Source organism: Nonomuraea africana (assembly GCF_014873535.1).
Lineage (GTDB): Bacteria > Actinomycetota > Actinomycetes > Streptosporangiales > Streptosporangiaceae > Nonomuraea > Nonomuraea africana.
Genome location: NZ_JADBEF010000001.1, coordinates 9,480,648 through 9,498,266 on the forward strand (window position 1 = coordinate 9,480,648; position 17,619 = coordinate 9,498,266).

Consider the following 17,619-nt stretch of genomic DNA (forward strand, 5'->3'; position numbering starts at 1 on the left):
TCGCTAAACGTTGAGGATACGCTCTCATGCACACGAAGATCCAGGAGCTCGAGAAGGCCACCCTTCGCAGCGACGTCCCGGCCTTCCGCCCCGGTGACACGCTCGAGGTGCACGTCCGAGTCGTCGAAGGCAACCGCTCCCGCGTCCAGGTCTTCAAGGGCTTCGTGCTCCGCCGCCAGGGCAGTGGCGCCCGCGAGACCTTCACGGTCCGCAAGGTCAGCTACGGTGTCGGCGTCGAGCGCACCTTCCCGGTGCACAGCCCGATCATCGAGAAGATCGCGCTGCTGACCCGCGGTGACGTCCGTCGCGCCAAGCTCTACTACATGCGCGACCTGCGCGGCAAGGCCGCCCGCATCCGCGAGAAGCGCGAGGCGCTGCCCGCCGGCAAGTAAGGCTTCCCACCGACGACCCCGTGACCCACAGGTCATGGGGTCGTTTGGCTTTGCAGCGACATTTCCTTTATGTGGAGCGACGCTGGGACACGTGTAGCCTCCCTCGGGCAGGGCCTTCATCTAGGCTCGTCAGCGATGAGAAGCGAGAGCCGGGACCAGGTGGACGCAGTTGCCTCCAAGAGGAAAGGGTCGTTCTGGAAAGAGCTTCCCGTGCTCGTGGTCGTGGCCCTGCTGCTCGCTCTGGTCGTGAAGACGTTCGTGCTCCAGGCGTTCTACATCCCGTCGGAGTCGATGGAGAACACCCTGCTGACCAACGACAGGGTCCTGGTGAACAAGCTCGTCTACCACACGCGTGACGTCGAGCGCGGCGACGTGGTCGTCTTCTCCGGCACCGACTCGTGGGACGGGCGCGACACCCCCGAGGAGCCCGCCAACCCCGTCGCCGCCTTCTTCCGCTGGGTGGGCACCGCCTTCGGCGTCGTGCCCGGCCAGAAGGACTACATCAAGCGCGTCATCGGAGTCGGCGGCGACACGGTCACGTGCTGCGACGCCAAGGGACGCGTCACGGTCAACGGGACAGCGCTGGACGAATCGTCTTACCTCTATCCTGGCAACGTGCCCTCCCAGACCTTCTTCGCGGCCAAGGTGCCCCAGGGGCGGCTCTGGGTGATGGGCGACCATCGGCAGGTGTCGCTCGACTCCCGCGAGCACACCGCCGACCCCGGCGGCGGCACGATCCCTGTCGACCAGGTCGTCGGCCGCGCCTTCCTCATCGTCTGGCCCTTCTCCCGGGCCACGACCCTGTCCATCCCCGAGACGTTCGCGCAGCCCGCCGCCGCTCTGGCAGGGGCGGCTCCGGCCATGGCCGGGTTCGCCGGTGCCCTGCCGCTGGTGTGGCTGCGTCGACGCTGGCTTGCGAGGCGGTAGCCGTACCCCCATGGCAGTTGAAGAGAGCAAGAAGCGAAAAGGCGGGCTCAAGGAGACGTTCTTCCTGATCGCCCTGGGCGTGGGTGTGGCGCTGCTGCTGCAGGCCTTCGTCGTCAGATCCTTCTCGATCCCCTCGGAGTCGATGGAGAACACGCTCCGCATCGGCGACAGGGTGAGCGTCAACAAGCTCCACGGCGCCAGCGAGCGCGGCGACATCGTGGTGTTCAGGGGCTGGAACAACGAGGACACCATCAAGCGGGTCATCGCCGTCGGCGGCGACAAGGTCGCCTGCTGCGACGCCAAGAAACGCGTCACGGTCAACGGCATCCCGCTGGACGAGGACTACCTCTTCCCTGACGACTACCCGTCGGGGGAGGAGTTCTCCTACACCGTGCCGAAGGGAAGGCTCTGGCTCATGGGCGACCACCGCTCCGCCTCGGTCGACTCCAGGAGCCACGTGCGCGAGGCGAGCAACTGGATCTCCGAGGACCAGGTGATCGGCAGGGCCTGGGCGATCTACTGGCCGCTCTCCCACGCCACGATCCTGTCGCGTCCGGAGATCTTCGACAAGGTGCGGTGAGTCGCGGATGAGGCGTACGCTGCCTGTGTCATGTTTCGACCACGTCCTAGCGTCGTCCGGCGCGATTCCGGGCTCTACGCCTACGAGCGGGCGCTGGCGCGCAGGGGGCTGACCCCGATCGCCGGAGTCGACGAAGCGGGCAGAGGCGCCTGCGCCGGCCCCTTGGTCGTGGCCGCGGTCGTGCTCAGGCGCGAGATCCAGGGGCTGGCCGACTCCAAACTGCTGACGGCCACCGCCAGGTCCTCGCTCTTCGAGCAGATCATGGCCGCGGCAGAGGTCGGCCTGGTCGTCATTCCGCCCGCCGAGATCGACGCCAGAGGGCTGCACAAGAGCAACATCGCGGGAATGCGGCGGGCCGTGGCGCGGTTGCCGTTCGTTCCGGAGTACATCCTCACCGACGGCTTCCCGGTGCCCGGGCTGCCGGCGCCGTCACTGGCCGTGTGGAAGGGGGACCAGATCGCCGCCTGCGTCGCGGCGGCGTCCATCGTGGCGAAGGTGACGCGGGACAGGATGATGACGGAGCTGTCCTCGGTCTTTCCCGAGTACGGCTTCGACGAGCACAAGGGGTATGTGACTCCGGCCCACCGGCGGGCGCTGCGCTCGCACGGGCCGTGCCCGCACCATCGCTTCTCCTTCGTGACGGTGTCACGGACCTTCGTGGGGGACAATGGGGTTGGGGCAGGAGTTGCCTGATCAGGCTGGAGGACCGGGATGAGCGCAGAGGATCTCGAGAAGTACGAAACCGAGATGGAGCTGCAGCTTTACCGCGAATACCGTGACGTGGTCGGGCTGTTCACGTACGTCGTCGAGACGGAGCGGCGCTTCTATCTGACGAACTCGGTGGATCTCGACGTCCGGACGGCGGAGAACGGGGATGTGTTCTTCGACGTGAAGATGCAGGACGCGTGGGTGTGGGATATGTACCGGCCTGCACGGTTTGTGAAGAACGTCCGCGTGGTGACGTTCAAGGATGTGAACGTGGAGGAGCTGGCCAAGCCTGATCTGGAGATGCCCAAGGAGGGGTTCTCGGGCTGACTCTCAGACCTGGACGACGCGGACGCCGGCCTCGCCGAGCCTGGTGACCAGGTCGGGCGGCGCGGTCGAGTCCGTGACCAGCACGTTGATCTGGGCAAGCGGGGAGATCCGGGCGAACGCGCGCTTGCCGAGCTTGGAGCCGTCGGCCACGACGATCACCTGACGCGCCTTGACCTGCTGGGCAGCGTGACGGGTGCGCCGGCCGAGCACAACCGCGTGCACGGCTTCCAGCGCCGCTCCAAGGGCTACAGCGCGGGCCTCTGGACGCACAACTCCGACGGCATGGTCATCCAGTTCAACGAGGTCAGCGGCCATCCACGGCACCGCCGTACCGGCCGGCGCGACCGGCACGGTCACCGGCGATCCGCTGCTGACCGGCGACCACCGGCTGTCGAGGAGTAACCCAGACGACAAGGCCGCCACCGACGGGACCGTCTTCGCCGGTCATTCCCCTGGCCTGCAGACGTCCGGTCATCCACAACATCCAGCCCGTCATCCCCGTTATCCACAGAACCCCGCTCGGCCCCGACCGCCCACCCCCTCTCCGGAAAACTCACGCCCCGGAGGTGGTCCCATGGCATCGAAAGACGAGCTGGGCAAACAAGGCGAGCAACTCGCCATCGACTACCTGCGTGCCCAAGGCATGCAGATCCTCGACAGAAACTGGCGCTGCCGCCAAGGCGAGATCGACGTGGTAGCCGAGCACGACAAGAAGCTGATCGTCGTAGAGGTCAAGACCAGATCAGGCCGTACCCACGGCACCGCCCTGGAGGCCGTTCGCCCCGCCAAACTGGCCCGCCTGCGCATGCTCGCCGCCACATGGCTCGCCGCACAGCCCCGAAGCTTCGACTCCGTCCGAGTCGACGTCATCGCCCTCGAACAGGTCGGTGCCGACTTCGCCCTGCGCCACGTCAAGGGGGCGATCTAGATGGCGGTGGCCCGCACCCGCAGCGTCACCCTCATCGGCGTCGCGGGACGCAGCATCGAGGTCGAGGCCGACGTGGGCAGCGGCCTGGCCGGCATCCACCTGATCGGGCTACCCGACACCGCGCTGAGCGAAGCGCGCGACAGGGTGCGCTCCGCGATGGTCAACAGCCACTACCCGTGGCCCGACGCCCGCATCACCGTGAGCCTCTTCCCCGCCAGCCTGCCCAAACGCGGCAGCCAGTTCGACCTGGCCATCGCCATCGCGATCATGGGCGCGGCGGGCGCCGTCCCCGCTGATCGGATCGCCGAGCCGTTCTTCCTCGGCGAGCTCGGGCTCGACGGGCGGCTCAGAGCCGTACGCGGGGTGCTGCCCTCGGTGCTCGGCGCCATCAAGAGCGGCGGCTCGACGGTGGTCGTCCCCGCCGCCAACGCCGCCGAGGCCGCGCTGGTGCCCGACGTCACCGTGGTGCCCATCGCCGACCTGCGCCAGCTCGTGGAGTGGCTGCGTCGCGGTGACGCGCCCCCTCGCCTGCGGCTCGTGCCCGACCCGCAGCCCGGCTCTGAGCCAACTTCGGACGGCGAGGCGCTCGCTCAAGACACCGGTGCCGCGGCACAGGACACCCCGCCGACCCGAAGGCTCTCCGTCGTCGGCTCCGGTGCCGAGACCGCTCCAGGGCTCACCTTCGAGGCGGACCGTCCTCCCGTCGACCTGTCCGACGTGGTCGGCCAGCCACTCGGACGGCGGGCGCTCGAAGTCTCGGCGGCGGGCGGCCACAACCTCTGGATGCTCGGCCCACCGGGCACCGGCAAGACCCTCCTGGCCGAACGCCTGCCGACCCTGCTGCCCGACCTCGACGTCGACCAGGCGCTCGAGGTGACGGCCATCCACTCCATCGCCGGCGTCCTGCCGTCCAGCAGCCCCATGATGAGCCGGCCACCGTTCGTGAGCCCGCACCACACGGCGAGCGTCGCCTCGATCGTCGGCGGTGGCAGCAACATCGTCCGCCCTGGCGCCGTGTCCCTGGCCCACCACGGAGCCCTGTTCCTCGACGAGGCGCCCGAATTCCCCCGTCACGTGCTGGACTCTCTCCGCCAGCCGCTGGAGGCCGGCAGGGTGACCGTGTCGCGCGCCGTCGGCACGATCACCTTCCCCGCGAAGTTCATGCTCGTCCTCGCCGCGAACCCCTGCCCCTGTGCCCAGCCCGCCGGTTCGGGCGAGCGCTGTCAGTGCTCCCCTGCGGCCAGGCGCCGCTATCTGGGCAGGCTCTCGGGCCCTCTGCTCGATCGCATCGACATGAAGGTGACCATCGCCCGATCGAGCAGGCGCGAGCTCATGGCCGACCGCCGGTTCGTCGAGACCAGCAAGGTCGTCGCCGAACGCGTGCGGATGGCCCGTGAGCGTTCCGCCAAACGGCTGGCCGCGACGCCCTGGCGGACGAACGCCGAGATCCCCTCCGCCGCCCTGCACGCCGACTACCGTCCTTCGGATGCGGCGATGAAACCCATGACCGCCTGCCTCGACGCCGGCAGCCTCAGCGCCCGAGGGCTCGACAGGGTGGTCCGCGTCGCCTGGACCATCGCCGACCTCGAAGGCAAGGACCGCCCAGATGTCGCGGAAACCTCCGCCGCCCTAGCCCTCTGGCTAGGCGTCGCCTGACGCGTCCAACTCCACTTTGACGAGTCCGGTCCACGACCACGACACCCGCCCCTCTCCCTCACTTCGCAAGGACGATGGGTGGCCGGATGACCGGGGACCCACCTCGTCAGGCAACTCATCGACCGGGCCCTGCGGGAGGGGAAGGCGAGCTTGGCCGCGATAAGCCGGGCACCGTCGCCATCGAACTCCTGGACGGACAGAGACGCCTCGCCTGGCCGTACCGCGCAGCACCACCAAAACGCGCCTGAGGCAGCCATGCCTCGCTCCGGGAGGACCGGGCGCCTCGGTTCAGGAGAACCGGGCGAAACCTACGCCGGATGCAAGGGCAGACGGCACGTGAAGGCACGAAAAGAGGTCATCCACCGATGTCCTCCTGAGAGAGACGGGAGCGTGAAGGCGTGAGCGCCTGTCCTGGTCCGACCCCCGACGGCACCGAGCCGCCACCCCTGCAACACCACCATCCGACCGAACCCGTCCAGGCCCCTCCCACCCCACAACGACCCGCTTGGGCGCCATCCACCTCAGAACCGCCTGCGACAGGATCGCCCGGTTCGGGATCATCCGCGCCGGGGTCTCCGGGGTCGGGAGATTCCAGCCCTAACGAATCGTCGGCAAACGAAGCCGAGCCGCATTCCGCGGATGACGCCTCAGCGCAGAAGAGCACACTGACGCACGACGAGCCTGCGCCGGGCCCACCTCCGGAAGCTCCTGCAACCCGTGGCGATGGCCAGAGCGGTTCGAAGCGCCAGGAGAACGCGGGCACACGTGTCCCACCGCAGTCGGCGGTCCACTCGCCGGGCCCCGCACCCGTCCCAGGCCAGGAAGTCAGCGAAGGTGGCCGAAAGCCCGAGGATCACCAGGCCGTCCCTCCACCAACGGCGGCAGCCGCGTCCAACGAAGATCATGAGCTGCTCGCGCGGGCCGCGCTCATGCGCGCCGCCGACGTAGGGGACGTCATCATGGGACGTCTCGTACGGCAGTACGGCACCGCGGCCACGGTCGAGATGATCTTCCGCGGTTCCCTTCCCGAGGACTTCGTCGAGCGGGAGACCGTACGCAGAGGAGATCCGGAGCACGCCGCCGCCCTCGACCGTCGGTTGCGCGCCTGGCAGGCCCGTCTGCAGGCCGCCACCCCCGCCGCCGACCTCGAGGTCGGCCACCAGACGGGTGCTCGGCTGGTCGTGCCCGAATCGCCCGAGTGGCCCACCCAACTGGACGCGCTCGGTCACAGCCGCCCACTCGGTCTGTGGGTGCACGGCAGTGCTGACCTGCGCTACTCCTGCCTGCGTTCGGTGGCCGTGGTGGGCGCTCGCTCCGCCACCGCGTACGGCGTGCACGTCGCGGCCGAGTTCGGCATCGGGCTCAGTGAGGCCAACTGGACAGTGGTCTCCGGAGGCGCGTACGGCATCGACGGAGCGGCCCATCGTGGAGCGCTGGCGGGCCCGTCCGCGACCATCGCCGTCCTCGCGTGCGGCACCGACGTCTGCTACCCGACCGCGCACCATGAGCTGTTCGCCGCGATTCGCCGTCAGGGCGCTGTCATCAGCGAGTGTCCGCCAGGCGTTCACCCGACTCGGGCGCGGTTCCTCATCAGGAACCGCCTGATCGCGGCGTTGTCGAGAGGCACCCTCGTGGTGGAGGCGGCCGTCCGCAGTGGGGCGCTCAACACCGCGAGCCACGCCACCAACCTCGGCCGCCATCTCGCGGCGGTGCCGGGCCCGATCACCTCGGAGATGTCACTCGGCTGCCACAAACTCCTGCGCGAACGGAATGCGGTCTGCGTGACGTCCCCGCCCGAGATGATCGAACTCGTCGGCATGATCGGTGACGACCTGGCGGTACCGGAACGAGGCCCCGTGGTGCCACGCGACGCGCTGAACGACGAGACCCGCAGCGTCCTGGACGCCGTCCCGAGCCGCGGCGGCGTCGGCCCCGCGTCGATCGCGGTAGCGGCCGGGGTGGATCTGAAGACGGCCTTGAGCTGCTTGGGCGGGCTCGCCGCCGCAGGTTACGTCGAACGCGTCCCCAAGGGCTGGCGCCTCAGAAGAGGCCACCCGAACTGACCAGATCGCCACGCCGCCCGCGAAAGGAGAGCGGTGCGCTCTGTTACTCGCGAGCGATGACAGTTCGCCGTGTCGCCTATGGGCGGTGATGATTGCTGGAAAGGTGAGATCACGGGAGGGTGGCTCTCGGAAGGAGGCTGTGAATGCCGGACGTCGACGAGGTGCTGGCCGCGTTCGAGAAGCACCTTCAGTTCGAGCGTGACCTGTCGCCCCATACGGTGCGTGCCTACCTCTCCGACATGGCCGCGCTGCTGACCCATCTGGGCGAAGAGCTGCCCGGGCTCGACATCGCGGCACTCCGAGGGTGGCTGGCCGGGCAGCACGCGGCGGGGCTGTCGAGGGCGACCCTGGCACGCCGTACGGCATGCGTCAGGACCTTCACGGCCTTCGCGCATCGTCGCGGCTGGTTGGCGGACGATCCCGGGCTGCTCCTCGGTAGCGCGAAGGCGGAGCGGCCATTGCCTGCCGTACTCGATCAGCAGCAGGCACAGGCGGTCCTCGACACACCGCAGGCGAGCGAGCCCAAGGAGCTTCGCGATCAGGCGATCATGGAGCTGCTGTACGCGACCGGGGTTCGGGTGAGCGAGCTGTGCGCGCTGGACGTGGACGACGTCGACAGGGATCGGCACGTCGTCCGCGTGCTGGGTAAGGGGCGCAAGGAGCGGTCCGTGCCGTTCGGCCTGCCGGCGTTGCGGGCGGTGGATCGCTGGTGCGTGCATGGACGTCCCCGCTGGATCAAGGAGGGATCCGGGCCCGCGCTGTTCCTCGGGGTGCGGGGAGGGCGGATCGACGCGGGGACGGTACGGAGGGTCGTGCACGCGCGACTGAAACAGGTCGACGGGGCACCTGACATGGGGCCGCACGGACTACGACACAGCGCGGCGACGCACCTGCTGGAGGGTGGGGCGGATCTGCGGAGCGTGCAGGAGATGCTGGGACACGCGTCGCTGAACACCACGCAGATCTACACGCACGTGTCGATCGAGCGGTTGAGAGCCGCCTACCGTCAGGCGCATCCACGCGCGTGACGGCTTGGTCCTGCAGCGTGTCGATCGAGCGGTTGGAACCTGAGATCTGCGACGGGTCGGCCGGGGTCAGCGTCGCCGGCGGCTGATGTCACCCGTTCGCGGCGTCCTCGGTCTCCCAGCGCAGCAGGTCTCCCGGCTGGCACTCGAGCGCCTCGCAGAGCGCGGCGAGCGTCGTGAAGCGCACCGCCTTGGCACGGCCGTTCTTGAGCACCGCCAGGTTGGCGGGCGTGATCCCGACGCGGTCCGCGAGCTCGCCCACGGACATCTTCCGCTTGGCCAGCATCACGTCGATGTCGACGGCGATCGGCATCAGATCACCTCGTCCAGCTCGGCCTTCATCTGCGCCGCCTCGACGTCGCGCGCGACGGCCTGGGCGAGCAGCGTCCTCAGTACGAGCACGACGAGCGCGACCCCCAGGACTGCCACGGAGGCCCCGCAGATCAGGAGGACGATGCCAGGAGCGACGGCTTCGCCCGGCACGAGGACGACCGCGAGCGCGAACGTCAGCAGGGCGGCCGCCACGAAGGCGCCGATCACGATGTGCACGTACCGGAAGGCGGCGTGGGAGAACACGGTTCCGCGTCGCACCATCGTCACCAGCCGCCATACGCAGACCAGGACGACCTGGGCCGTCACGATGCCCAGGACCGTGATCACGAGGAACGCGGTGCGCTGGTACGCGAATTCCGTCCCCATTTCCTCGAGGTCGATGGCCAGCAGCGGCACCATCACCGTCTGCACGAACACCGAGCCGGCCAGCAGCGCCACGAGCACGACGCGCAGCGCAAGCACTGTCAGCTTTCCCATCGTCTCTCCTTCGATCGAGTCACGATGGAAATCTATCGAGATTCGATAGGCTTGGCAAGAGGTCAGATCAGCCTCACACCCGCGTCGTTCCTGCTCAGGGCGAGGCCCGTTTGAAGACGGGCCCTTGATGGCGGGCCAGGGTGCCGTCAGGAGGCTATGGCGGGTGTGCGGGCTTGCCGGAGGGCGGCAGGCGTGGGGTGTTCAAGGCAGTGGGGGAGGCGGGAGGGGGATGGGCGGCAGGTGCCAGTGCGGGAGGAGGCGGATCGGCGCCCAGGCGAGGAGGAGTAGGGGGTCGAGGTAGCGGGGGCCGCGCAGGAGTCCCCAGTGGAGGCAGGGTTCCCGACAGTGACCCGGGACGGCTTCGAGGACGCCCAGGGGGTCGCCTGCGGAAACGGTCTGGCCGCGCCGTACCGACGCCTGGACGGGGAGGTAGGTGGTGCGCAGGCCGCCTGGGTGCAGGAGGGAGACCACCCCTCGCCCCGCCAGCTGGGCGGCGTAGGTGACGGTGCCTGGGCCGGGGGCGAGAACCGTGGTGGAGGGGGAGGCGGCCAGGTCCACGCCGCGGTGGCCTGAACGCCAGGGTTCGGGGGGCGGGTTGAACGTGCGCAGGATTCTGGGCTGACCCGGCAGGGGCCAGCGCCAGACGGGTGGATCGGCGGCCGCGGGTGGGGGTGCGAGGAGGAGCAGCGCCAAGGTGATGGCGAGGAGCGTGGCGCAGCGACGGCCTGACAGACGTGGGTGGGAGCGGGCTCGGGGAGGCCGCGCCCCTGCGCGACGGGTGCTGACCACGAGAGCGGTGCTGGTGGGGGGAGGGCAGGCCATGCGGGTAACGGTGGCAGGGATACGGCCAGGGGCGGCGGGCGAACGCGGTTCTGTGGATGAAGGAGCCTCGGTGATCGGCCTGTGGATGAAGGAGCCCGGGACGAACGAGTCTCGTAGGTTGGTCTGTGGGTGGACGCCTCGGCGGTTGGCCGGTGGCGGGCTGAACTTCGGCGGGCCGGACGCCGGGTGGGGTGTGTGGCCTGCGGGCTGGCCTCGGCGTTAGGAGCCAAGGGGTTCGGGGCGGCGAGGGGTGTGAGTGTGCTCGGGTGGCTGAGAGCGGGGGGCATCGCGGTGCCATGCTGGTGGTCATGGAGATCGAAGGGCCGCGATTGGTGTTGCGCGATGCCGTACCCCCCGATGAGCCCGCTCTGCGCCGGATCCTCGCCGCCCCCGAGGTGGCCAGGTGGTGGGGTGAGGTCGACGACCTGGACGGCATGCTCGCCGTCACCCTCGACGGCCAGGTGATCGGCGCGATCCAGTACGACGAGGAGGAGGACCCGCAGTACCGCAGCGCGAGCATCGACATCTTCCTGGATCCCGCGCATCACGGGCGTGGCTACGGCACCGAGGCGGTGCGGACGTTGGCCGGTTGGTTGATCGAGGTACGGGGGCACCGCAGGCTCACGATCGACCCCGCGGCGCACAACACGGCGGCGATCAGGGCCTACGAGAAGGTGGGCTTCAAGCGGGTGGGCGTGATGCGCGCCTACGAACGGGACCCGGAGACCGGCGTCTTCCACGACGGGCTGCTGATGGATCTGCTGGCGGAGGAGCTGATCTGAAAGTGATCGCCGCGTTGATCCATGAGCTGGGGATGTCGGCAGGCGTGACGCTGCCCGAGGTGCGGGTCACGGACGATGGCTCGCGGCTGCCCTCGGTGTACCAGGTCGAGGTGGCGGCGGCCGTTTCGGTGGGGGCGGCGACGGCCGCGGCGGCGGCGATGCTGGGGACGGATGCCGCGGTGGATGTCCGGGAGGCGTTGGCGGCTTTCCGTGATGAGCGGTATTTCAGGATCGATGGCGAGCCAGGGGAGTTGTGGGCCGAGCTGTCGGGTGATTACCGGACCGCTGACGGGTGGGTGCGGCTGCACTGCAACTTCGATCATCACCGTGTCGCGGCGCTACGGGCGCTGGGGTTGTCGCGGGGCGCGGATCGGGAGGCCGTACGGCGGGCATGCGAGAGCCGTACCGCGCTGGAGATCGAGCGGAGGGTGACGCAGGAGAACGGGTGCGCGGCGGCGCTGCGGACCCAAGGGGAGTGGCGCGCCGACCCGAGGGCGCGCGCCGTCGCCCGGACGCCGCTGGTCGAGGTGACACGTCTGCCTGCATCGCCCGGAGGGAGCGGAGACGGGCAGCCGTTCGCGGAGGGCGTGTCGCATCCAGGTGAGCGGGCCGGCGGGGGCGATGGGCTGGGACTGGGTGGGGCGCGGGTTGAAGCGGGGGCGTCTCGGAGGGGTGAAGGGTCGCGTGGATCCAGTCCGGGTGGGTGGGAGGTCAAGGGGGCGCTGGAAGGGGTGCGGGTGCTCGATCTCACCAGGGTGATCGCCGGGCCCGTGGCGACCCGGACGATGGCGGCCTATGGGGCGGATGTGCTCAAGGTCGGCGCGCCTGACGTGCCCGAAGTGCCAGGGCTGGTGATCAGTACGGCCTTCGGGAAGCGCTCGTGCCACCTCGACCTCCGTTCGGACGGGGGACGGCGGGCATTGGCGGAGCTGGTCGAGGGCGCCGACGTGGTGGTGAGGGCGGTCAGGCCCGGCGCCCTGCGGGTCGTGGACGAGCTCGTGGACTGTACGCCGGGCCTGGTGAGCGTGGAGATCACCGCCTACGGTCCGGCGGGAGGCCGGGGGTTCGACAGTCTGGTCCAGATGGCGACGGGGATCGCGTGGGGAGATCCGCCGCGTCCGCTCCCCGCCCAGGTGCTGGACCACGCGACGGGCTACCTGGCGGCCTTCGGGGCGATCGCGGCGTTGCTGAGGCGGCGCGTGGAGGGTGGATCCTGGCGGGTACGGCTGAGCCTCGCCAGGACCGCGCAATGGCTGGACGAGTTGGGCAAGGGCGAGCCTGTCGACCGGTTCGACATCGCGGGGTCGCTGGGGGAGATGGACAGTGGCTTCGGACGGCTGACCTACGTGCTGCCGCCGGGCCGGATCGGCGGTCGGCGACCCGAGTGGACGAGCCCGCCGCCGCCCCAGGGCGCCGACTTTCCCACGTGGCGCCCCCGCGACTAGGACGCCAAAGCCGATGCGGGGGGAGGGATTCTCCGGGGGAGTGGCGCTCCCCTTGCCGTCGCCTGCGCGTGAGGATCTGGGGAGCAGGGGGCCGGGGTGACCGCGGAGGGGTGCTCCGGTTGCCGTCCCTGGAGTATGAGGAGCTGCGAAGGCAGTGCCGGTGAGGAGGGAAGGACGCGCCCGTTGTTTAGACGGTGCGGATCTTGGTGAACGCCAGTTCGCGCAGCGCCGTCCCCATCACCGGGTCTCCGTCCGCCTCCGCGACCCACCGCCGCCGGCGCGGTCGCAGCGGAGAGTTCCAGATCCAGAAGATCGCGAGGGACGTCCCCGCCGCGCACACCAGGATGACCGCCCGCAGCCCCACCACCTCGGCCAGCAGCCCGCCGGCCAGCCCGCCCAGCGCCAGGACCCCCTGGATGGCGCAGGTCATCGTGGCGTTGACCCGGCCCATCACCTCGGCGGGCGCCTCACGCATGGTGACGACGTTCATGCAGGTGGCGAAGGAGATGACGGTGGCGCCGATGAGCAGTCCGGTGGTGGCCATGACGGGGATCACCACCCAGAGCGGTCCGCCCACCAGGCCGACCGCGAGCATGTCGACCGGGAAGAGCAGGATCGTGTAGACCATCACCCTGTCCTCGCCGAACCGCCGGGCGAGCCTGGTCGTCGCCCACGCGCCGATCAGCCCGCCGACGCCGGAGACCGCCGTGAGCGCGCCGATCGCGCCCTGCGGGATGCGCAGGACCTGCACCATGTAGAGGATGGCGATGGCGATGTAGGCCATCGCGAAGAAGTTCAGCGTCACGCCCGCGCCGAGGACGGCGCGCAGCACGGGCCGGGTGAGGCTGACGCGCAGCCCCTCGACGACGTCGCGCCACATGCCGCGGGACGGGCTCGGCGCGTGGTCGTCGGGGGTGCGGATGGAGCGCAGCATCAGCGCCGAGGCCAGGAACGACAGCGCCTCCATCAGCACGGCCAGCGGCGCCGTGAGCGCCTGGACCAGCAGCCCCGCCAGTCCGGGGCCCGCGATGGAGGCGACCGAGTAGGAGGCGTGGAATCCGGCCATCGCCTCGGTCCGCCGGTCGGCGGGGACGACCACGGCCAGGTGGGGGAAGTTCGCCGCCTTGAAGACGACGCCCGCCGTACCGATGACCAGGGCGACGGCGACCAGGAGCGGAACGCTCAGGAACCCGGAGAGCCAGGCGAGGGGCACCAGCAGCGCCGCGGCGGCGGAGACCAGCTCGCAGGCGATCATCAGCGGGCGGTGCCGGGTGAGCCGGTCGGCCAGGGCGCCTGCGTGCAGGCCGAACAGCAGGGCGGGCACGAAGGCCACCGCGGTCAGGACGCCCATCTGCGCCGGCGAGGCGGCCAGCAGGGTGACGGCGGCCAGGGGGACGGCCAGCTTGGAGACCTCGGAACCGGTGATGGAGACCGTCCGGGCGGTCCAGAGGAGGCGGTAGTCGCGCTGCCTGCGAAGCGGGACCGAGTCCTGAAGGGTTGCTTCATAACTGTGAAAGTAACCCTTCATAAACTGTGAAGGCAACCCTTCAGGTATGTTTTTCCCGTGAGCGAAGACAGCCACCAGCCGCTGAGCGATCCCAAGGCGATGCGGGCCGTGGCCCACCCGGCCAGGCTCGCGATGATCAACTTTCTCGGACGGCAGCGCACCGCGACCGCCACCGAGCTGGCCGAGGTCGTCGGAGTCACGCCCAGCGCCGCCAGCTACCACCTGCGGATGCTCGCGAAGTACGGCTTCGTGGAGGACGCGCCGCCGCGGGGCGACGGAAGGGAGCGGGTCTGGCAGGCGGTGCGGGAGGGCATGTCCATCGACCGCAAGCCCCAGGACGCGCCCCTGGTCAGAGAGGCTAAGGAGCACCTGGTCGACATGATCCTCGCCGACAGCCAGCGAGAGATCAGGCGGGGGATGGCCGCGCTCGACACCGAGCCGGAGGAGTGGCGCGACGTCTCGAACTGGCGGCGCGCCTACCTGGTGCTCACCGCCGCCGAGACGGCCGAGCTGCGCGAGCGGATGGAGGAGCTGATCCAGCCCTACCTCGCGCTGCGCAGGACCGACCCGCCCGAGGGCGCTCGCCAGGTCGTGGCGAACATCTCGCTCTTCCCGCTCGTCGATCCGCCGCGCCCGGGCCTGCCGACCGAGGATCACGACGCGCGCTGACGTGCGACGGATCCCGGCATGTCAGGCGCTCGTGCCGGGCGAGACGGTCAGGCCTGGCGTCCTCTGGAGGTATGCTTTTCGATGGCCTGTCAGTGACAGGCCGACTTCGCATGCCCCGTCGCGAAACCGTTCCCTCGGTCCGGGCGCAAGTCCGGCAGGAGCGGGTGCGGGGCATCAGGGCGGCAGGCCGTACGGCTGTCGCGGCACAACCGAGAAACTGGAGGACCAGCACATGGCCCCCGTCGTCACCATGCGACAGCTCCTCGAGAGCGGTGTTCACTTCGGCCACCAGACCCGCCGGTGGAACCCGAAGATGAAGCGCTTCATCTTCACCGAGCGCAACGGCATCTACATCATCGACCTGCAGAAGTCGCTGTCGTTCATCGACCGCGCCTACGACTTCGTCAAGGAGACGGTCGCCCACGGCGGCACCATCCTGTTCATCGGCACGAAGAAGCAGGCTCAGGAGGCCATCGCCGAGCAGGCCGGCCGCGTCGGCATGCCGTATGTCAACCAGCGCTGGCTGGGTGGCATGCTCACCAACTTCTCCACCGTGCACAAGAGGCTCCAGCGTCTGAAGGAGCTCGAGGAGCTCGACTTCGACAACGTGGCCGCCTCGGGGCTCACCAAGAAGGAGCTCCTCATGCGCCGCCGCGAGAAGGAGAAGCTCGAGCGCACGCTCGGCGGCATCCGTGACATGGGCCGCGTGCCCAGCGCGGTGTGGATCGTCGACACCAAGAAGGAGCACATCGCGATCTCCGAGGCCAAGAAGCTCGGCATCCCGGTCGTCGCGATCCTCGACACCAACTGCGACCCCGACGAGGTCGACTACCCGATCCCGGGTAACGACGACGCCATCCGCGCGGTCGGCCTGCTGACCCGCGTCGTCGCCGACGGCGTCGCCGCCGGTCTCATGGCCCGCTCCGGCGCCGCTCGCGGCGACGAGAAGCCCGCCGCCGCCGAGCCGCTGGCCGAGTGGGAGCGCGAGCTCATCGAGCAGGGCGCGGGCGAGCAGAAGGTCGAGGAGGCCGACGTCGCCGCCGAGGCCGTCGCCGAGGACAACGCTGAGGTCGCCGCCGAGGTCGAGGCCGCTCCCGCCGAGGTCGAGGCCGGCGTCGAGGGCGAGACCGTGACCGAGGCCAAGGCCGAGGGCGAGACCGAGCAGGCCTGAGGCTTGCGCAGGTACGGCTCGCGCTCCGCTCGATGAGCGCGCGCGAGCCGTACCCACGCCGGTCGCACCGGCACTGAGGCTTGTCGGGCGCACACCCGATCCACGACCACATCCCACGAGGAAAAGCACATGGCTTCCGTGAACATGGCCGATGTCAAGCGGCTTCGCGAGCTGACCGCCGCCGGCATGATGGACTGCAAGAAGGCTCTGGAGGAGTCCGAGGGCGACTTCGACCGCGCCGTCGAGATCCTGCGCCTCAAGGGCGCCAAGGACGTCGGCAAGCGTGAGGCGCGCACCGCCTCCAACGGCCTGGTCGCCGTCAAGCAGGAGGGCGACTCCGCCGCCGCGCTGCTCGAGCTCAACTGCGAGACCGACTTCGTGGCCAAGGGCGAGCGCTTCCAGGAGCTGGCCGCGCAGGTCGTCGAGCACGTCCTGGCCACCAAGCCCGCTGACGTCGACACCCTGCTCGCCTCCACCCTCGACGGCAAGTCCGTCAAGGAGCACCTCGACGAGGCCAACGCCGCGCTGGGCGAGAAGATCGAGATCCGCCGCTTCGCGGTCCTCGAGGGCGGCTACATCGGCTCCTACATGCACAAGACCGACCCGCAGCTCCCGCCGGCGGTCGGCGTCCTGGTGCAGCTCGACAAGCCCAACGCCGACGTCGCCAAGGACATCGCGCAGCACGCCGCCGCGATGGCGCCGAAGTACCTCAACGCCGAGGCCGTCCCCGCCGAGGTCATCGAGAAGGAGCGCGCGCTCTTCGAGGAGATGACCCGCGACGAGGGCAAGCCCGAGGCCGCGATCGCCAAGATCGTCGAGGGCCGGGTCAACGGCTGGTACAAGGACTTCACCCTGCTGCAGCAGGCCTTCGTCAAGGACAACAAGAAGTCGATCGCCAAGTACGCCGAGGAGAACGGCGTCGAGGTGCTCGCCTTCGTCCGATTCAAGGTCGGCCAGGCTTAGTCTCGTGGTGGGAGGCGCGAGTCGCCTCCCACCGAGATGACAGCTTTACTGGAAACACCACCCGAGGAGGCCGCCGCCGTGCAGGAGAACAAGGAGCCCGTCACGCCGGCGGCTTCGTCGTACAAGAGGGTCATGCTCAAGCTGTCGGGCGAGGCGTTCGCCGGCGGCGAGCCGATGGGCATCGACCCAGGCGTGGTCGGGCACGTGGCCGACTCGATCGCCGAGGCCGTGCGTGAGGGCGTGCAGGTCGCGGTCGTCGTGGGCGGCGGCAACATGTTCCGCGGCGCCGCCCTGTCCGAGGGCGGCCTCGACCGCGGCAGAGGCGACTACATGGGCATGCTGGGCACCGTGATCAACTGCCTGGCGCTCCAGGACTTCCTTGAGAAGCGCGGCATCGAGACTCGCGTGCAGACCGCCATCACCATGCAGCAGGTCGCCGAGCCGTTCCTGCCGCGTCGTGCCATCAGGCACCTGGAGAAGGGGCGCGTGGTCATCTTCGGCGCGGGCCTCGGCATCCCCTACTTCTCCACCGACACCTGCGCCGCCCAGCGCGCGCTGGAAGTCGGCGCGGAGGCGCTGCTCAAGGGCACTCAGGTGGACGGGGTCTACGACTCCGACCCGCGCAAGAACCCCGACGCGGTCCGTTTCGACCACCTCGACTACGCGGAGGTTCTCGTACGCGACCTCGCCGTCATGGACCAGACCGCGATCAGCCTGTGCAAGGAGAACGACCTGCCCATCGTGGTCTTCGACCTGATGGGTGAGGGGAACATCCTGCGCGCGGTCCGCGGTGAGAAGATCGGCACGCTGGTGAGTCCGGCAGGGAAATAGGGAGCGAACCTGA

At 69.6% G+C, this 17,619-nt stretch carries 21 protein-coding genes; 16 read left to right on the forward strand and 5 right to left on the reverse strand.

Features of this window, described 5'->3' with window-relative positions; translation table 11 throughout:
- Positions 1–26 precede the first annotated feature (26 nt).
- From rplS to H4W81_RS45355, 5 genes are all read left to right on the forward strand, one after another.
- Positions 27–392: a 50S ribosomal protein L19 gene (gene rplS / locus H4W81_RS45335; protein WP_192780436.1), complete on the forward strand. Its 366-nt coding sequence runs from the start codon at positions 27–29 to the stop codon at positions 390–392.
- Between the two features lie 210 nt (positions 393–602).
- Positions 603–1,319 carry a signal peptidase I gene (gene lepB / locus H4W81_RS45340; RefSeq protein ID WP_397128868.1) on the forward strand — a complete coding sequence of 239 codons (717 nt, stop codon included), beginning with the start codon at positions 603–605 and terminating at the stop codon, positions 1,317–1,319.
- A gap of 10 nt (positions 1,320–1,329) precedes the next feature.
- Entirely contained in the window at positions 1,330–1,899 is a 570-nt protein-coding gene (lepB, locus tag H4W81_RS45345; protein ID WP_192780438.1) for a signal peptidase I, read from the forward strand.
- A 30-nt stretch (positions 1,900–1,929) separates the two neighbouring features.
- Positions 1,930–2,592 (forward strand): ribonuclease HII, encoded by a 663-nt coding sequence (locus tag H4W81_RS45350; RefSeq protein WP_192780439.1) that lies wholly within the window; start codon positions 1,930–1,932, stop codon positions 2,590–2,592.
- 18 nt (positions 2,593–2,610) lie between these two features.
- Positions 2,611–2,934 (forward strand): DUF2469 domain-containing protein, encoded by a 324-nt coding sequence (locus H4W81_RS45355; protein WP_067184127.1) that lies wholly within the window; start codon positions 2,611–2,613, stop codon positions 2,932–2,934.
- A 3-nt stretch (positions 2,935–2,937) separates the two neighbouring features.
- Here the strand turns inward: H4W81_RS45355 and H4W81_RS49700 are convergent, their stop codons facing one another.
- A complete protein-coding gene (locus H4W81_RS49700) occupies positions 2,938–3,093 on the reverse strand; it encodes a hypothetical protein (RefSeq protein ID WP_318782476.1) in 156 nt (51 codons plus the stop codon).
- A 27-nt stretch (positions 3,094–3,120) separates the two neighbouring features.
- Here H4W81_RS49700 and H4W81_RS49705 point away from each other — a divergent pair, with 27 nt between their 5' ends.
- From H4W81_RS49705 to H4W81_RS45380, 5 genes are all read left to right on the forward strand, one after another.
- Positions 3,121–3,336, forward strand: a complete 216-nt coding sequence (locus H4W81_RS49705) for a hypothetical protein (RefSeq protein ID WP_318782477.1) — start codon at positions 3,121–3,123, stop codon at positions 3,334–3,336.
- Positions 3,337–3,508: 172 nt separating this feature from the next.
- Positions 3,509–3,862 carry a YraN family protein gene (locus H4W81_RS45365; RefSeq protein ID WP_192780440.1) on the forward strand — a complete coding sequence of 118 codons (354 nt, stop codon included), beginning with the start codon at positions 3,509–3,511 and terminating at the stop codon, positions 3,860–3,862.
- Positions 3,863–5,518 (forward strand): YifB family Mg chelatase-like AAA ATPase, encoded by a 1,656-nt coding sequence (locus H4W81_RS45370; protein WP_192780441.1) that lies wholly within the window; start codon positions 3,863–3,865, stop codon positions 5,516–5,518.
- Positions 5,519–6,477: 959 nt separating this feature from the next.
- Positions 6,478–7,581 carry a DNA-processing protein DprA gene (dprA, locus tag H4W81_RS45375; protein ID WP_225959097.1) on the forward strand — a complete coding sequence of 368 codons (1,104 nt, stop codon included), beginning with the start codon at positions 6,478–6,480 and terminating at the stop codon, positions 7,579–7,581.
- A gap of 143 nt (positions 7,582–7,724) precedes the next feature.
- Entirely contained in the window at positions 7,725–8,609 is an 885-nt protein-coding gene (locus tag H4W81_RS45380) for a tyrosine recombinase XerC (protein ID WP_192780443.1), read from the forward strand.
- An 88-nt stretch (positions 8,610–8,697) separates the two neighbouring features.
- On the opposite strand, the gene H4W81_RS45385 is transcribed toward H4W81_RS45380, so the two are convergent.
- The 3 genes from H4W81_RS45385 to H4W81_RS45395 all read right to left on the reverse strand — a co-directional run bounded on the left by H4W81_RS45385 (position 8,698) and on the right by H4W81_RS45395 (position 10,238).
- Positions 8,698–8,919, reverse strand: coding sequence for a helix-turn-helix domain-containing protein (locus tag H4W81_RS45385; RefSeq protein ID WP_192780444.1), 222 nt, complete (start codon positions 8,917–8,919; stop codon positions 8,698–8,700).
- Positions 8,919–9,416, reverse strand: a complete 498-nt coding sequence (locus H4W81_RS45390) for a DUF2975 domain-containing protein (protein WP_192780445.1) — start codon at positions 9,414–9,416, stop codon at positions 8,919–8,921. Before H4W81_RS45390 ends, H4W81_RS45385 begins: the two co-directional genes overlap by 1 nt.
- Before the next feature lie 201 nt (positions 9,417–9,617).
- The gene (locus H4W81_RS45395; protein ID WP_192780446.1) at positions 9,618–10,238 is read right to left on the reverse strand and encodes a murein hydrolase activator EnvC family protein; all 621 of its coding nucleotides are present in this window, start codon (positions 10,236–10,238) and stop codon (positions 9,618–9,620) included.
- Between the two features lie 308 nt (positions 10,239–10,546).
- Here H4W81_RS45395 and H4W81_RS45400 point away from each other — a divergent pair, with 308 nt between their 5' ends.
- Together H4W81_RS45400 and H4W81_RS45405 are read left to right on the forward strand one after the other, a co-directional pair.
- On the forward strand, positions 10,547–11,020 hold the full coding sequence (locus H4W81_RS45400; protein WP_192780447.1) for a GNAT family N-acetyltransferase: 474 nt from the start codon (positions 10,547–10,549) through the stop codon (positions 11,018–11,020).
- Between the two features lie 2 nt (positions 11,021–11,022).
- A complete protein-coding gene (locus H4W81_RS45405; protein WP_318782478.1) occupies positions 11,023–12,465 on the forward strand; it encodes a CoA transferase in 1,443 nt (480 codons plus the stop codon).
- A 187-nt stretch (positions 12,466–12,652) separates the two neighbouring features.
- On the opposite strand, the gene H4W81_RS45410 is transcribed toward H4W81_RS45405, so the two are convergent.
- Positions 12,653–13,993 (reverse strand): MFS transporter, encoded by a 1,341-nt coding sequence (locus H4W81_RS45410; RefSeq protein WP_192780448.1) that lies wholly within the window; start codon positions 13,991–13,993, stop codon positions 12,653–12,655.
- A 36-nt stretch (positions 13,994–14,029) separates the two neighbouring features.
- Between H4W81_RS45410 and H4W81_RS45415 the strand changes: the two genes are divergently transcribed.
- From H4W81_RS45415 to pyrH, 4 genes are all read left to right on the forward strand, one after another.
- Entirely contained in the window at positions 14,030–14,641 is a 612-nt protein-coding gene (locus tag H4W81_RS45415) for a helix-turn-helix domain-containing protein (protein ID WP_318782479.1), read from the forward strand.
- Positions 14,642–14,873: 232 nt separating this feature from the next.
- The gene (gene rpsB / locus H4W81_RS45420; RefSeq protein ID WP_192780449.1) at positions 14,874–15,812 is read left to right on the forward strand and encodes a 30S ribosomal protein S2; all 939 of its coding nucleotides are present in this window, start codon (positions 14,874–14,876) and stop codon (positions 15,810–15,812) included.
- 129 nt (positions 15,813–15,941) lie between these two features.
- Positions 15,942–16,775, forward strand: coding sequence for a translation elongation factor Ts (gene tsf / locus H4W81_RS45425; protein WP_192780450.1), 834 nt, complete (start codon positions 15,942–15,944; stop codon positions 16,773–16,775).
- 132 nt (positions 16,776–16,907) lie between these two features.
- Positions 16,908–17,606, forward strand: a complete 699-nt coding sequence (gene pyrH, locus H4W81_RS45430) for a UMP kinase (RefSeq protein ID WP_225960903.1) — start codon at positions 16,908–16,910, stop codon at positions 17,604–17,606.
- The last annotated feature ends 13 nt before the right edge of the window (positions 17,607–17,619 follow it).